Origin of the sequence: Rhodococcus jostii NBRC 16295, assembly GCF_001894825.1 — a bacterium.
Classification (GTDB): Bacteria; Actinomycetota; Actinomycetes; order Mycobacteriales; family Mycobacteriaceae; genus Rhodococcus_F; species Rhodococcus_F jostii.
On the sequence record NZ_BCWY01000092.1, the window covers coordinates 18,104 to 32,554 of the forward strand.

Annotated in this window: 14 protein-coding genes and 1 pseudogene; 1 reads left to right on the top strand and 14 read right to left on the bottom strand. The window is 65.7% G+C overall.

Translation table 11 applies throughout. The features are described from left to right. Positions 1–12: 12 nt before the first annotated feature. From RJ1_RS36860 to RJ1_RS36920, 14 genes are all read right to left on the bottom strand, one after another. Positions 13–618, bottom strand: coding sequence for a BMC domain-containing protein (locus tag RJ1_RS36860; protein ID WP_073368018.1), 606 nt, complete (start codon positions 616–618; stop codon positions 13–15). Positions 619–621: 3 nt separating this feature from the next. Further along, positions 622–2,175, bottom strand: coding sequence for an aldehyde dehydrogenase family protein (locus RJ1_RS36865; protein ID WP_073368020.1), 1,554 nt, complete (start codon positions 2,173–2,175; stop codon positions 622–624). Next, positions 2,172–3,458, bottom strand: coding sequence for a class-III pyridoxal-phosphate-dependent aminotransferase (locus RJ1_RS36870; RefSeq protein ID WP_073368055.1), 1,287 nt, complete (start codon positions 3,456–3,458; stop codon positions 2,172–2,174). Before RJ1_RS36870 ends, RJ1_RS36865 begins: the two co-directional genes overlap by 4 nt. Before the next feature lie 122 nt (positions 3,459–3,580). Then, entirely contained in the window at positions 3,581–3,874 is a 294-nt protein-coding gene (locus RJ1_RS36875) for a hypothetical protein (protein WP_073368024.1), read from the bottom strand. Beyond that, positions 3,871–5,322, bottom strand: a complete 1,452-nt coding sequence (locus tag RJ1_RS36880) for an amidase (RefSeq protein WP_073368027.1) — start codon at positions 5,320–5,322, stop codon at positions 3,871–3,873. Before RJ1_RS36880 ends, RJ1_RS36875 begins: the two co-directional genes overlap by 4 nt. 4 nt (positions 5,323–5,326) lie before the next feature. Continuing rightward, entirely contained in the window at positions 5,327–5,722 is a 396-nt protein-coding gene (locus RJ1_RS36885; protein ID WP_073368029.1) for a YybH family protein, read from the bottom strand. A gap of 2 nt (positions 5,723–5,724) precedes the next feature. Next, complete coding sequence (locus RJ1_RS36890) at positions 5,725–6,885, bottom strand: LLM class flavin-dependent oxidoreductase (protein ID WP_162850299.1); 1,161 nt, start codon at positions 6,883–6,885, stop codon at positions 5,725–5,727. 354 nt (positions 6,886–7,239) lie between these two features. Continuing rightward, positions 7,240–8,652: an L-serine ammonia-lyase gene (locus tag RJ1_RS36895; RefSeq protein ID WP_073368035.1), complete on the bottom strand. Its 1,413-nt coding sequence runs from the start codon at positions 8,650–8,652 to the stop codon at positions 7,240–7,242. A gap of 90 nt (positions 8,653–8,742) precedes the next feature. Next, positions 8,743–9,318: a MaoC family dehydratase gene (locus RJ1_RS36900; RefSeq protein WP_083400393.1), complete on the bottom strand. Its 576-nt coding sequence runs from the start codon at positions 9,316–9,318 to the stop codon at positions 8,743–8,745. A gap of 32 nt (positions 9,319–9,350) precedes the next feature. Further along, on the bottom strand, positions 9,351–9,515 hold the full coding sequence (locus RJ1_RS47000; RefSeq protein WP_162850300.1) for a hypothetical protein: 165 nt from the start codon (positions 9,513–9,515) through the stop codon (positions 9,351–9,353). Positions 9,516–9,774: 259 nt separating this feature from the next. Then, complete coding sequence (locus RJ1_RS47210; protein ID WP_073368038.1) at positions 9,775–10,092, bottom strand: hypothetical protein; 318 nt, start codon at positions 10,090–10,092, stop codon at positions 9,775–9,777. Between the two features lie 128 nt (positions 10,093–10,220). After that, on the bottom strand, positions 10,221–11,093 hold the full coding sequence (locus RJ1_RS36910) for an IclR family transcriptional regulator (protein WP_162850301.1): 873 nt from the start codon (positions 11,091–11,093) through the stop codon (positions 10,221–10,223). A 29-nt stretch (positions 11,094–11,122) separates the two neighbouring features. Beyond that, the gene (locus tag RJ1_RS36915) at positions 11,123–12,007 is read right to left on the bottom strand and encodes a dihydrodipicolinate synthase family protein (protein WP_073368044.1); all 885 of its coding nucleotides are present in this window, start codon (positions 12,005–12,007) and stop codon (positions 11,123–11,125) included. After that, positions 12,004–12,861, bottom strand: coding sequence for an NAD(P)-dependent oxidoreductase (locus RJ1_RS36920; protein WP_073368047.1), 858 nt, complete (start codon positions 12,859–12,861; stop codon positions 12,004–12,006). The genes RJ1_RS36915 and RJ1_RS36920 overlap by 4 nt, the downstream gene beginning before the upstream one ends. A gap of 508 nt (positions 12,862–13,369) precedes the next feature. Here RJ1_RS36920 and RJ1_RS36925 point away from each other — a divergent pair. Then, positions 13,370–14,451 (top strand): annotated as a pseudogene (locus tag RJ1_RS36925) (AMP-binding protein); the annotation flags it as partial.

Sequence of the window (14,451 nt, forward strand, 5' to 3'; positions counted from 1 at the left end):
CAATGCCCGCGTTCACAACGCCCGCCCGCCGAGTACTTCCTGCGCGGCCGCGGCGGCCTGGCGCACGTCGGCCTCGGTGCCCGACAGGTACACCCGGCCGGTGGCGCCGATCATCCGGAAGTCGACCACCTTGATGTCGGCGGCCTTCTCCGCGTCGTTGGTGGCCAAAATCGCGTACGACGCGGGTTGGACCTCGAGCACATACAGCGATTCGCCGGCCAACACCATCGATCCAATCTTGTTGCGGTTGATGAGGAACGCGTGTTGATGGTCGACACTGGTGATGATTCTCGAGGCCAGGATCGTCGGAGCGATCGCCGCGGCACCGGTATGGTCCAGCGCGTCGAGGGCCGCGTCGGCTGCGGCTTTCACCGCGCCGGTCTCGCCATGGAACTCGAGATAGCCGAACTGCCGCTCGACCACCAGCACCCCGGCCTGCACCTCGGCGTTCTTGAGTGCGACGTCGGTGACGCCCTCGATGTCGAGGCCCGGTGCCACCTCGATGATCTGGGCGGACACGTTCGCTCGCGGCAGCACGCCGCGAATCCAGCTGCCCAGATACGACATCGTCTGGGGCTGCAGTCGATCGATGAAGATAAAGGAACGCAGTTCGGCCACGGGTTACCTCTTGATGAGTTGCGAGAGCTCTTCGACGACGATGCGCCGTAGTTCGGCTCTGATTTGGTCGTTGTTGCCGCCGGAGGTCCGCTGCCCAGCGGCGCCAGGGACGGCTTCCACCGGCGGAACCTGCACGTCGATTCTATTATTGGACGGCGCCGGATACGGCGGCGTCGGCCCGTCGTGGTGACGCCACGGGTTCAGGCCGGTGAACGCTCCCATCGGCACCGCCGCATCGACGTTGTGGGCGATCCGTGTCCAGTTCAGCAGGTGCTTGGGTTCGAGGTTCTCGCCCACCGAGCTGCGCCCAACAAATCCGGTACCGATGGTCATCGACGGGGCTAGATTCGTGTCCAGTCCCGCGCTTCCGGTGCTGTTTCCGACGTTCACCGAAACCCGCAGCACCGGAACACGGGCGGCGAAGTCCATGATCGTGGCCGGGTTCTCGCTGTGAATTGCGGCGGAATGCCCGGCACCGGCGATGCGCGCGACCGCGCGCGCGGCGTTGATACCTCGTCGGGCATCGGCGACTCTGACCATACCGATGACCGGTGAGAGCTTTTCGTGTGTGAGCGGCTCGTCGGGCAGCACCAGATCGAACGGTGCCACCAGCAACTTGGTTTTCGGGGTAACCCGGAACCCGGCGCGCTCGGCGATCCAGGCTGCGCTCTGGCCGACCACCTCGGTGTTCAAGTTCCCGTCCGGGAACATGTAGTCGCGCAGGCGATTCGTTGTTTCCTGGTCGAGCACGTAGGCACCGGCGTGGGTCAGTTCCCGCTCCAACCGGTCGGCGATGGTTTCCTCGGCGATCAGCACCGACTCGTTGGTGCACAACAGGGAATTGTCGAATGCCTTGCTGTCGACGATCCGTCCGGCGGCCGCCGACAGATCCCCGGTCGCGTCCACGAACACCGGGACGTTGCCAGGCCCGACGCCCAGCGCCGGGTTACCCGACGAGTACGCCGCCCGCACCACACCGGTGCCGCCGGTGGCGATGATGACGTCGGTCCGCTCATCGGCCATCAACCCTTCGACCAGCGGGAGTGACGGTTCGGTGACCACCTGGACGATGCCGTCCGGCGCCCCGGCGGCGACCGCCGCAGCGGCCAGCGTATGCGCGGCGTGTGCGGAGCATTCCTGGGCCCGTGGGTGTGGCGCGATCACCACCGCGTTGCGGGTCATCAGGCTGAGCAGCGTTTTGAAGTACACCGTCGCGACTGGGTTGGTGGTCGGGGTGAGTGCGAGCACTACCCCTGCGGGCGTGGGCAATTCGACAACCTTGTTTGCCGAATCCACCCGCGGCGAAACGAAGTCCTCGCCGTGGTAGTGCTCCACCAGCCCGCGCGAGCAGGCCCGATTCTTGCGGAGCTTGTGTTCGACGACGCCCATCCCGGTTTCGCTGACCGCCCAATCGGCATACCGCTGCGCGTTCTCGTAGCCGGCCTCGGCGACGGCCTGCACGATGGCCGCGACTGCTGCGGCGTCGTACGTCGCATACGTGGCCGCCGCCCACCGGGCGCGTTCGAGCATGTGTCCGGCGTGTGCCGTGTTCATCATCCTGCTCTCCGATCGGTGCTGGCGACCTCGGCTCGGGCCCGTACGACGGCCACCTCGAGGCGGTCCAGGACGTCCTCACAGAGTTCGCGTGGCATCAAGATCCCCGGTTTGAACTGCAGTACGCGTGGATCGAGCGTGGAGAAGATCGCCCACACGCCCAGCTCGTACAGGTGCCGCATCACGTACTTGGCGCCCTCGGGATGATCGAACTCCAGTCCGATCACGACGCCGTTCTGGCGGATTCCCACCAACCAATCCGGGTACTGGCTGCGAATGCGTTCCAGACCTTGGCTCATCAGGTCGGCGATGTAGTGCACCATCGATCGAACCTCGGGGCGGGTGCTGATCTCCAGTGTCTTCAACGCTGCGATGCAGCCGAGCTCGGCGCCACCGAAAGTGGAGATGTGCGCGAAGCCATCCTGGTCGAGCCATTGCGCCGCGCGATCGCTCAGCAGCGCAGCGGTGATCGGGTAGATGCCCCCGGAGAGGCCTTTGCCGGTGACCAGGATGTCGGGCCGGATTCCGTGCTTGGTGATCGCCCACAGCTCGCCGGTGCGCATCAGCCCGGTCTGCACCTCGTCGGCAATGTAGAGCGCGTCGTAGGTTTCGGTGAGCGCCTTGACCGCTTCGAGGTATCCCGGCTCCGGCAGCGGGAATCCGTATGTGGCCGGGATGGTCTCCATGATCACGGCGGCGACGTCGCGTCCGGTCAGCGCCCGCTCCATCGCGCCCAGGTCGCCGAACGGCACCTGGACGAATTCGTCGGGGCGGTCGGAGAGGAAGATCTTCGCGAACCGGTCGTCGCCGGTGGCCAGCGCCAAGCCGGTATGCCCGTGGTAGGCCTTGACGATCGAGACGATCTTGCGCTTGCCGGTCGCATGCCGGGCGCTTTTGAGTGCGATGTCGATCGCCTCGCCGCCACCCGAACCGTAGGCGACCTTCGTCAACCCCTCCGGCGCCGTGGCGATCAGCGCCTCGGCGAGCGCGGTGCGTGCCACCGACGGAAAATGGTGATTTCCGACGTCGAATCGGTTCAACGCATCCGACACCGCGGCGACGACCTCCGGGTTGCGGTGTCCGAGGTTGTAGGTTCCGCCGTTGAGGTGAACGTCGATGAGGCGGCGTCCGCTCATATCCCACAGGAAATAGCCCTCGCGGCGGTCGATCACCAGATCGACGCCGGAATCCGTCCAGAACTGAGTTTTGCCCGGATTCCAGAAGCGCTTGGACTTCTCGAGCACCTCGGTCTTGGACGCGAAGGTGAACGCTCCGTAGTCGTGCATGGCCTGCCCATCGTCGTTCGGGCCCGAGTGCTGCTCGGGCGGTACGCCGCCGTCGGCGCGTGTGGTCACACCGCGGTGGTCTCGGGTGCGTCCCGGGCTCCCTCCGATGCCGCCGGAGCCAGTCAGCTCCACCGGATATGGGCCCGGACCCGGTCGTCGGTGTCCGTCCACCCTTTACCGGCGGCGTAGGCGATCATCGCCGCGAACTTGCCGTTCCACTCCTCGGTCCCGGGCCCGAGGCCGCGGAGAAAGTCGATGTCGATCCACAGGTGATCGCCATCCACGACACCAGCCCCCGCGGAAACGGCAGCAGCGTGTGCCTTTTCCCGAGACCGCCCGACCGCATCGACCGCCAGCTCGGTGAACGTGCCTGGGTCGTCGAGCTGAATTTCCCTCTCGGTGATGACGATGATCACACCGGCTCCTTCAGATTCGTGACGTGCAGAGCCGGCCGACGGTCGGCCCACGGTTGCGCTTGCTCCAGCTGAGCCGCGAGTCCTAGCAGCAGGTCTTCCCGGTAGATGTCGGCGCCGAACTGCACGCCGACGGGAAGGCCGTCGTCCGTGGCGCCCAGGGGAAGACTGATCGCGGGCGCACCTGAGACGTTGTACAGAGCGCACGTCGGGTGCGGGGCGATGACGTGGCGTACCCAATCCTCCGCGGTAAACGACGGATCGTTCGCGTCGAACGTTCCGAGGTCGAGCGGCGGGGTGATCGAGGTCGGTGTGACGAAAATGTCCCACTCGCCCATGAACGTCGCCAGCTGCCGGCTGACCTTGTTGTTCGTCGCGAAGGCGCGGGCCAAGTCCATCGGTGTCATCGCGCGCCCGGCCTCGGCAGCGGCGATCGTCGTCGCCTCGAAGTAGTCCGGACTCAGCCCGACACCGAGAGCCTCACCCAGCGGAACCACGTCCGCGGCGGTCCCCGCACAGTAGGTGATGGTGAGCGCTGACAGGAAGTCTTCCCAATCGATCTGGGGTGCAACTACTTCCACGTGATGCCCGAGATCGGAGAGCAACTGGAGGGTCGACGCCATCGTGCGCACGACCTCCGGGTGGACCACCCGATCGCTCCAGGAGTCCGCGCACACCGCAATGCGCAGCGGGGCGCTGGGTCCGCTCAGCTCGTCCCGGTAGGGGCGGGCCGGCGTCGGTGCGCTGTACTTTTCACCCGACAGGTTGCCGTGTACCGCGTCGAGCAGCCCCGCCGCGTCGCGCACGGTTCGGGTGATGGCGAAGTCGATCACGTTGCCGTAGAAGGCCTCCTGCACCTCCGGTCCGATCGGGACGCGACCACGGCTCGGCTTGAGGCCGACGGTTCCGGTGTGGGCGGCCGGAATCCGGATCGACCCCGCACCGTCGTTGGCGTGCGCAATCGGGACCGCGCCCGACGCCACCATTGCCGCCGATCCACCGCTGGAGCCACCGGGACTCTTCGTCGGATCCCACGGATTGTGGACGGCACCACCGAGCAACGGCTCGGTGGTCGCGGTCAACGCGAACTCCGGAATCTTCGTGCTGGCGACCGCGGCGAGCCCGGCCCGGCGGAATCGGGCCATCAGCTCGGAGTCCTGGTCGAACACGATGCCGCGGGCCAACGCGCGGCTACCCAGATGCAGCGGCACACCGGCGGCGTGGCACAGCAGATCCTTCAGCACGAAGGGAACTCCGGTGAAGAAGCCGTCCGTGGCTGCGTCCAATGGCGTTTCCCACGGGCCTTCCGCGCAGGCGTGCAACCGCTCGTCGGCCAGCTGCACGGCATTCACGCCGGCCTCGTGCACCTCCGACGGCTTGACCTCACGAGAACGAACCAGTTCGGCCAGACCAGTGGCGTCGTAGGACGCGTACTCCTCGATCGTAAACATCTTCTTACAACACCTCCGCTGGCACGTCGGCTCCGACGTGGGTCCACATGTCTCGGTGCATCAGCCATGACCCGCCGTCCTGGCGGACGTGGACGACGATGTAGTTGCTGCGGACCTCGGGCCCCTCGGCGAACTCGCCGATCGCGATTCCTTCCTCGACGGCGACGGTGTCGCCGACGGTCAGGTCCACGTCCTCGAGCGTCTGCTTGACGAGCCCCGCTGCCAGCCAGTTGCCGAACTCCTCGGCGATCGCCCCGCGCCCGCGCACGGCACGTCCGTCGGGGGTGAGCAACGTCCCGGCGTCGGTGTACAACGATGCGAACAGTGCCGGATCCCGCTCCTCGATGGCGCGGACCACGCTGTGGTGGACCTCGGCCAAATGCTCGGCGAATGCCACCATGGTCAGACCGCCAGTTCTTCGGGGGTCTCGTAGCTCGGCCGCTGCCGGGGGTCGCCGGGGAGCATGCCGACCGGCCCGCTGCGCACAACACTGCCGGGGTTGCGGAAGTACGGGATCACGTAGCGGCCCAAGTTCTCGATCGTGGCCATCCGCTCCTCGTGGGTGCCGCCGTCGATCCGCAGCACGATCTCGTCCGCGCCGCTGTCGGCGGTTTTCTGCACCTGCTCGATGCAGTACTGCGGATCGCCGACCAGGACGGTCGGGCCGCAGGTCCGCAGCCACTCCGCGTCGTTGACGTGCTTGCGCAACTGACCGATCCGAGAGAATTCGCCGTACTGCTCGGGCGAGCGCTCGGCGAGCTGGACGTAGACGTCGTTGATGATCATCTGCGCGAACTTCAGCAGATCCGCCTCGGCGTGCTCGAGCGCCAGATCCGTCGTCTTCGCGCAGCGCACCGACATGACGCTGCTGGCCGCGGACTTGACCGCGTACCGGCCGACCGGCGACACCTCGTTCTCCGGCACCGCGTTGTAGGCGTCGAGGTTCGCCTGCAGCACCTCCCAGCCCAGGTAGACGTCGGAGGTGATCATGCCCAGGCCCTTGCGGCGAGCGTCGGCGGAGGACTCCACGGACTGCACGATCTTGTACAGCGGCGGATGCGGATCCTGGAACGGCTTGGGGCTCAACCGTCGCTCCGGGATCTTGCCCCAGTGCGGACCGTCGTGGCTGAACGTGTCGTCACTCAGCGCGCGAATGATGAGCTCGAGGGCTTCCTCGGATTTGCCCTTGGTCTCATCGAGCGAGACGCCGAATGCGTCCAGCTGCAGCAGCGTATTTCCACGCGCGGTGGTCAACTCGACGCGCCCGTTGGACAGCAGGTCGGTGGCCGCGGTCTGTTCGGCGACCAGGATCGGGTGGATCACCGAGGTCAACCGGCTCATGTAGCGCAGCCGAATCCGGTTGGTGCGCATCGCGACCGCCGTGAACAGGACCTCGGGTGCCGACGTGACACACAGGTCGTTGAAGAAGTGATGTTCGGAGGTGCCCCACCCGTAGAAGCCCATCTCCTCGGCAAATACCGCTTCCTCGATCATGTCCAGGTATCGACGGTGCTGGGTTTCGCCGGGGTTGGTGGCGCACTCGCTCATCATGATGAATCTCATCGGGTTGGTCCCTTTCATCGGCGGGTCAGTGACGTATGCCACTGGCGATGAGTTCAAGAGTGCCGGGACCGGCGTTCGGTGGGATCCGTCATTGTGCGGACGAAATACTGAACTTCTGGGTTCCGATCGAGTGCATAAAGCTAGAGCAGGTTCCTGGGGAATGAACGATCACCGCGAGTGCAGCCCGCGATGCGCTCCGACATCCGGACAATTCATCGTTTCCTGCGGGTGGGACGGTTCGTTCCGCGGGGGGTGTACGGCGCTCGGCGTCGCCTTCCCACCCTCGGGCTGAAAGTACGCCGGTCTTCCCTCCGATCCGGTACGGGAGTCGGAACGGGTTGCAACGGGAACGAGTCAGCACTCGGGAACGTTGACCGCGAGCCCGCCCTGGGAGGTTTCCTTGTACTTGGCGAGCATGTCCATGCCGGTCTGGCGCATGGTCTCGATCGCTTGGTCGAGGGAGACACGGTGGGTGCCGTCGCCGTACAGGGCTAACTTCGCGGCATTCACGGCTTTCACGGAGGCGATGGCGTTGCGTTCGATGCACGGAATTTGCACCAGTCCACCGATCGGGTCGCAGGTCAGGCCGAGGTTGTGTTCGATACCGATTTCGGCGGCGTTCTCGACCTGCGCGGGCGTGGCACCGAGCAGTTCGGCGAGGGCGCCGGCGGCCATCGAGCACGCGGAACCGACCTCGCCTTGGCAGCCGACCTCGGCGCCGGAGATCGAGGCGCGTTCCTTGTAGAGCACGGCGATCGCTGCGGCGGTGAGCAGGTACTTGATGACGGCGGTGTATTTCGCGTCCGCGTTGTCGAGTCCGGGAAGGTAGCGCAGCGACCAGAACAGCACCGCGGGCACGATTCCTGCGGCGCCGTTGGTGGGGGCGGTGACGATGCGGCCGCCGGCGGCGTTCTCCTCGTTGACGGCCATCGCGGCGACGTTGAGCCAGTCCATCGAATCGGCATGGTCGGTACCGCCCGTTTCGCGGGTGACGAGGCGGGTGTAGAACTCGGGGGCGCGGCGCTTGACGCGCAGCGAACCGGGCAGATACCCCTCGGCGGTGAAGCCGTTGTGGATCGAGGCGGCCATCGCCTGCCAGATCTCGAGCAGCCCGGCTCGCACCTGTTCCGGGCTGCGGTATGCGAGTTCGTTGCGCCACATCACGTCACTGATCGACAGGTTTTCCCGTTCGCAGATTTCGAGGAGTTCGGCTCCGGTGCGGAACGGCAGCGGCACCGGGGTGGCCGAGTGGTCGACGGGCTGTCCGTGGCGTTCGACGAAGCCGCCGCCGATCGAGTAGTACACCGCCTCGTGGGCCGGGGCGGACCCCGCCAGCTCCTTACCGGTGTAGTCGGCAGCCGCCGGGTCGGTGTGCACGGCGAACCGGATCGTGTTGGTGTGCCGGTCCCTGATGGTCAGCGGGTGCATCCCGATGTCCGCGGTGCCGAAGACGAGAGTCTTCGCCGCGCCGAATTCGAGACGACGGTCGGCGTCGATCTGATCTACGCGAGTGTGGGCGTATGCGGGATCGATCGATTCGGGTGCGTTGCCTTCCAAGCCCAGAAGAACGGCACCGAGCGTGCCGTGCCCGCGGCCGGTCGCCGCCAGCGACCCGTACAGGTCGACCTCGAGGCGGGTGATCGCGCCGAAGTCGAGGCGGTTCTCGACCTCGTCGACGAACATCACGCCGGCGCGCATCGGTCCGACGGTGTGCGAGCTGGACGGGCCGATGCCGATGGAGAAGAGGTCGAATGCGCCGATGGCCATCAGACGGTGTTCTCCGTTCTGCAGTAGCGGGTTTGGCGGCGCACGCCGCATTGATGCCAGAACCGGCCGACGTCGGCGATCAGGGCGGGATTAGAGGGGTTCTGTGCATCCACAAGCGTGTGATGTTGAACTCGTCGAAGTTGTGCCAGATGAACTGGACGGCGTCGAGGTCTTACCACTCCCGCTGTACCGGGGTGCTCGTCGGGCTGCTGCTTCCCACTCGATTGCCTGCGCCGCCCCCGCCACGAGCAGGGAGAAGAGCCCGGACACGACGCGGGTGCCGTCCTGGTTGATCAATGAGCCCTTACACGTCACGATCGCGCTCTCGCCGTCCGGTCGGGCCCGGATCGCGACGACCTCGGAGATAGCGTGGACGGAGTCGCCGAAGAACGTCGGGGCATGGAAACGGACCTCGTCGAGGCCGTAGAAGCACTGCAGGTAGCTCGGATGCAGTTCGACCAAGCCGAGCAGCGTGGACAGCATCAGCGCGCCGTGTGCGATCCGGCGACCGAAGCGGGTCTGCAGCGCGTACGCGGGGTCGAGGTGCAGCGGGTGCCGGTCCCAGGTCAGTTCGGCGAATTCCCGCACGTAATCGTCTGTGATGGTGCGCGATTCGGTGGTGGTGGTATCACCGACGCGGATGTTCTCGAAATGTGTGGATATCATCGAAGGTACTTCCAACTCTTATCTTCTGGTGACTACTGAGAAGTGACGGGGTGATTGGTGCCGTCGTCGATGAACATGTCGCTGCTGGCCCTGTGCACGACGAACACGCTGAGCAGCTGAACCATCGATATCGCCGCGATGTATACCGCGACGGCGAACGGGCGGCGGGTGAGGCGACCAGCGCTGCCGAGCGGCACACCGGATCTGGAATCTGCTCGAGGCGCCGCTGCGGCGCACTGGGGCGGCGAACAGCTCGCCGATATGGTGGCCTGCGAACCCCAGGAGATCTCTATTCGATGACCGTGCAACAAGGATCCCGGTCGTCACGGTCACTGACACCAATTCACTCCCCTGTATCGACAACGTCCCCGGTCTCGGCGAGATCTTCTGAAGCGACGCACGCAGTCATTCGTCTTGCGAGTTCTGAATGGCCCAGATCGAGTGACAGAACCACGCCTACAGAGCGGAAGGCTCTATATGAGCGCGAATCCAGCCGCGGTGGTCGACCCATCCGTGTGCCGCTGCGTACGCCACCATCCTGTGAAACCCTGATTTCCAGGCCGGATCTGGTCCTCTCTGCTCGTTGACGAGCGACTCGAGACGATCCGGTGCAACGTACAGGTGGTGTCCGTCCGGCGTCGGTGAACCGATGCTCGTGGCTGCCGACGAGAAGGCGGCGGCATCGGTCTCGTGCTCGACAATGATTGCGAACGCCGTGAAGTCGTCCGGATTCGAGACGGTGACGCTGCCCGATCTGCTGATATTGATGATCACGATTGTCCTTGTTTCTAGTCGCATCTGCGGCCGGATTGCGACGCGGCGGTCCGGCGGTTGCCCGGTTGTGGCGCCGGGACACCGCTAAGGTGATCCGGCGCCGTACGGATGAGTTCCCAGACCCGAGCTCACCGCGCACTGGTGAGCTCGGGTCTGGCCGGCCAGCCCTGATAGGGCACGGCGCTCACCGCGACTTCGGCGCGCAGGTCTGCGGTCAAGTGCTGTGTGAGTTCCGTGGCGGTGGCGAGGAGCACCCGAACCACGGGTGTCACGTTCGCCTTGTGTGCAAGGGCCTTGCTCGTGGCACCGAGGGCCGCGATGACTTTTCGGCCGGTCGTCCAAATTGGTACCGCGACCACCCCGGCGCTGTCTCCCGGGAGCACGCCATAGGAGAAACCGACCTGTCGGTCGCGTGCAACGCGACGGATGAACTCGTCTGCGCGCGGGTTGTCCTCGGTGCCGACACCGAGAATCTGTCGGATGGCCACGGGGTCGCTGCCGTACAGCAGTGCCCTTCCGGTTTCGGTCGATTCGACCGGATAGACCATGCCGATGCTGTCGACGATCGGCCGAACGTGCAGCGGTGCATCAGACCAGATGGTCACCGCGCTCGCACCGTCGCGGACGACGAGGAACACGCGGCTTCCGGTCACGCTGACGACCTTGCGGACGATGACCGAACCGACACGCATCAGATGCTGGTCGGTCGCGCGCATACCGAGGCTGTATGCCCCCCACCCCAGTCGATAGGTTCGGGTCTCCTCGTCGCGCACAACCAATCCCGCCTCGACGAGGACCTTCAGTGTCCGCGACACCTGTGATTTGTCGGCGCCGAGGTGTTCGGCAATGCGATTGTTTCCCCAGCCGCGAGCATCGCACGCCCAGGTGCACTGCCGGAGGGTATCGAGGATCTCGAGCCCCCGCCGTAACGTACTGAGGTCGGTGCTGCGCTGCCCGGGTTGCGGTCGTGGCTCCCCCGACAACCCAATACTGTCTGCCACGGGTCCGGCTCGATCCGTCATGGGGTCACCTACCGCTCGGCATCCTTGTACCTGTCCGTCATGGTCACGACAAGTTCCCTCACTGCTGAGCGGAGCGAATCGGACGCCGCTGTTTGTGGGCCGCGAACCCCGGTTGGCCATGGCCGGACGGCCGCGATCATCTCCTTGGCCACCGACGCCGACGTGCCGGGTTCGACACCCAGCAGGCGAACGCTGTCGTGCACCAGTTGGGCAAGTTCGCCGGTCCGGTCTGTTCCGGCCAGATGCTCGCGGCTCGCCTCGGGGCAGACGCTGGCTAGTGCCGAGGTGACCGCCTTCGCGCCGGCCGCGACATAGGGCACCGCGGTGTGCTCCCCGACAGCCCAGAAGTCGACCCGGTCGCCCCACCGTTTCACTCGGTGTGTGAACTCGTCCGGAGAAGAGAGCTCGTCCTTGACCCCGCGGAATCCGTCCACGTTAACGAGTGCATCGAGGTAGGAATCATCGATGGCAAGGTGCGTGCTGCTGTACACGACTGCGTCCAGGCCGGATGCCTCGGTGACGGACCGGAGATGTTCGGCGAAAGCCTGGGGCGAGGGGTGAACGTAGTACGGTGGGTTGACAACCAAGCCGCGGCAGCCGACCCGAGCGGCAGACTCGGCCAACCGGACCGCTTCCCTCGTCGCGAACCCCACGGCCGCAAGCACCTTACCCTCGCCGCCGATCCCTTCCACCGACGCTCGCATGAGCTGGGTCGCCTCGTCATGGGACACTGCGTAGAACTCGCCCAAGCCACCCAGAAGCCCCACCGTGACACCCGTATCCCGGTAGTGCTCCATCTGCTGCTCGACTGCGTACTCATCGATGCCACCGTCGCCGAACGGGGTGGGCATGAAGGCGACCAGTTCGATCGCATCGAAAGGTGGCGTTGTCATGCGAGCACCCCCTGCCCGATCGCCTGGGTGGCGACGCTGTGACCGCGGACTTCCATTGCGGCCACCAACCAGCCTTCGACCGTATCGAGCAGTGCCGCGGGCACCGCGGCGTCGCGGGCGTACTCCCGGCAGAGCCGGATGTCCTTCACCATGTGCTTGGCAGCAAAACCGGCGTCGAGGTCGTCGCTCGCCATCAATGGCCACAGCGCCTCGGTGAGGAAACCACGGACAACGCCGCCAGAGAGCACCCGATGCATCAACTCCGGCCCCACACCGCAGCGTTCGGTCAGGGCATAACCGAGACCCAGGCCGCCCAGCATGCCGGCCAGTACGGATTGGTTGATCAGCTTGACGGCCTGCCCCGATCCCGGTTTGCCGCATTGGTGGACGGTGCCGAATGTCTCCAGGATCGGGAGCACCCGCTCGATGGTGTCTGCGTCGCCGCCAGCCATGACAGCGAGGGTTCCGGCCGCGGCTCCCTGTGGTCCGCCGCTGACCGGACAATCAAGGGCGACCATGCCGCGTTCGGCCGCCGCGTCAGCCAGTTCCATTGCGGTTGCGGGCCCGATCGTCGAGGCATCGATGAGTACCGACCCGGTCCGCATGACCTCGAGGAGTCCGCCAGATCCGGTCCACACGTCACGGACCTCGTCCGGGCCGGGCAGACAGGTCACGACCACATCGGTCGCTGCCAGTGCTGCGGCAACCGCGTCCGGATCTCGGCCTGCCCTCATCTCGAGCGGGATCACGTGGTATCCCGCGGTGGTTAGGCGATCGGCCATCGGGCGCCCCATCGCGCCCAGCCCAACCCACCCGACCGAGTTGGTTTGGGGAGCAACGAACTTGTCAACCATTCTTGATCCTTTCGATTACTCAACACACCGGTGCCACGGCCGAGCCGCCCGTCTCGGGTGACTCGCATTCCGAGCCGCCCACGTCGGCACCGCTCCCCCTCACGGTGGGTGCGGTGGAGACCGGGTGCTGTCGCGTCGTGGCCGGATTACTGCAGCGAAGGTGATCGGCACCGCCCATCACTCAGCGCCTCCCGTCGCACTTGTGGTGGCGTCCGGGTTGATGTGCCGGCGGTTTGTCCAAGTGATTGTTCGTCCTGCTGCCAGGGCTCGGCAATGCCGGTTGGCGTATTCGCAACGAGATCCCCCAATGCGCTTAAGAACAGCGCATGACCACAATTGCGACTATTGCATCGCTGGGTGAGTGTGCAACACTCCCTGTCTACGTTGTGACTCATCCTCAGTCGCGGGGATGGTGTGTCCACTGCGTTCGTCATCCACAACCTCGCCGCGTGACTGCGCCCAGTGAAGTCGATCGCTCATCCAGAGCCGTGCATCTGTAGGAGTACTCATGACCCTCTCTGACAAACCCGATTACCTCAGCTACACCCACGGCGTGTGGGATGCCCCGATGCTGGGTGACACCATCGGAGACAACTTCGATCGGACCGTGGCGGCCCACGCCGATCGTGACGCCCTCGTCGACCGCCCGTCGGGGCGGCGGTGGACGTACGCCGAACTGGCCCGCGACGTCGACGCTGTGGCGGTGGGGTTGCTGACGCGGGGCATCGGGAAGGGTGACCGGGTGGGGATCTGGGCGCCGAACTGCCCGGAGTGGACGCTGATCCAGTATGCGACGGCGAAGATCGGCGCGATCCTCGTCAACATCAACCCCGCCTACCGGGCGCACGAGTTGAAGTACGTGCTCGATCAGGCCGGTATCCGGCTGCTGGTGTCGGCGCCTCAGTTCAAGTCCTCCGACTACGCGGCGATGATCGAGGAGGTCCGGCCGGAGTGCCCCGACCTCGAGATGGTGGTGCTGCTCGGCAGTGCCGAGTGGAGCCGCCTGGCCTCGGACGGGATGGCCGCGCACGCCGCGGATCCGTCCCTGCTGCCCGCCGCGCAGGCCGCGCTGTCTGCGGACGACCCGATCAATATCCAATACACCTCGGGGACAACCGGTTTCCCCAAGGGCGCGACGCTCAGCCACCACAACATCCTCAACAACGGGTACTTCGTCGGCGAGTTGTGCCACTACACGGAGAACGACCGCGTCTGCATCCCGGTGCCGTTCTACCACTGCTTCGGGATGGTCATGGGCAACCTCGCGTGCACGACTCACGGCGCCACCATGGTGATCCCGGGGCCGTCGTTCGATCCGAAGGCGACGCTGCAGGCCGTCGAGGCGGAGAAATGCACGTCGCTGTACGGGGTGCCGACGATGTTCATCGCCGAACTCGCCGACCCCGACTTCGCATCGTTCGACCTGTCCAGCCTGCGGACGGGGATCATGGCTGGCTCGCCGTGCCCGGTGGAGGTGATGAAGCAGGTCATCGAGCAGATGGGCATGTCGGAGGCTCGATCTGTTACGGCATGACCGAGACGGCGCCGGTGTCGCTGCAGACGCGGTCGGACGACACGATCGACCAGCGG